We start from the raw sequence: 1187 nt of genomic DNA, 5'->3' as shown, positions 1-1187 counted from the left end.
CCTGAATTATTGAATAACACTTTTAGCAGCTCACCGAACTAACAATTCTTATAGTAGGTTGAGACGTCTCCGGTACGTTACCACGCCGGTAAAGCATGACTGTGCTTTATGAGGAGGTCTATTTTTGATAGACAATTTGGGTGGTACCGCGGAAAGCTTTCGTCCCTGCACAAGGGATGAAGGCTTTTTTTATACTCAAAAAAGAGCCATAGTCATTTCTTGAAATAAATTCGTAAAAGAGCTAAATTGAGATGTTTTCACTTGAGAAATAGAAAGAAATATTGCCTAAAAGCGAATAAAAACAACAAATTTCTCTACAAATGTATCATTTTAGCTTGGATATAGGTTTAGTTTTGACTTAAAAAAAGGTAGAATAATATTATTATGAAAAAATGGAGGAAAGATATAAACCATGACAGCAATTATTGAATTTAAGCATGTTAATAAGTACTACGGAAAGCTTCATGCATTGAAAGATATTAACTTGAAAATTGATGAAGGCCAAGTGGTTTCAATTATTGGTCCATCAGGCTCTGGTAAGAGTACTTTAATTAGAACGATGAACGGCTTAGAACCAATCAACAGTGGTCAACTTATTGTGACTGGTTATGACTTAGCCGATAAAAAGACAGACATTAACAAGATTCGTAAGAATGTCGGTATGGTGTTCCAACACTTCAATCTTTACAACAACCACACTGTGCTTGAAAATGTTATGCTCGCTCCTAAGATCGTTTTGAAGCGTCCTGACGATGAAAACCGTAAGATTGCTATGCAATATCTTGAAAAAGTTGGTATGGCTGACAAGATTAATTCATACCCACGTCAATTGTCAGGTGGTCAACAACAACGTGTAGCCATCGCTAGATCACTTGCCATGGACCCAAAGGTTATTTTGTTCGACGAACCAACTAGTGCCTTGGACCCAGAAATGATCGAAGAAGTGCTTGAAGTTATGCGCTTCGTTGCCGAACAAGGTATCACAATGGTTGTGGTTACTCACGAAATGGGCTTCGCTAGAAAAGTAAGTAATCGTTTGATCTTCTTAGATCAAGGTCACATTTTGGAAGATCGTAAACCAGGTGAATTTTTCGATCATCCTAATACAGAACGTGCTCGTCAATTTTTAAGCAAGATTATTTCTAAAGACTAGGGTGGCGCGCCATGAAAAAATTTAGAAAATTTCT

1 protein-coding gene is annotated in these 1187 nt (G+C 37.2%); it reads left to right on the top strand.

Features of this window, described 5'->3' with window-relative positions:
* Positions 1-412 precede the first annotated feature (412 nt).
* Positions 413-1153 (top strand): amino acid ABC transporter ATP-binding protein, encoded by a 741-nt coding sequence (locus WS44_RS09460; protein WP_013437393.1) that lies wholly within the window; start codon positions 413-415, stop codon positions 1151-1153.
* The last annotated feature ends 34 nt before the right edge of the window (positions 1154-1187 follow it).

The sequence above is a fragment of the Lactobacillus sp. N54.MGS-719 genome (assembly GCF_000980505.1).
Taxonomy (GTDB): domain Bacteria; phylum Bacillota; class Bacilli; order Lactobacillales; family Lactobacillaceae; genus Lactobacillus; species Lactobacillus amylovorus.
Note: the sequence above shows the minus strand (reverse complement) of the source record. Positions and strands in the feature narration are given on the sequence as shown.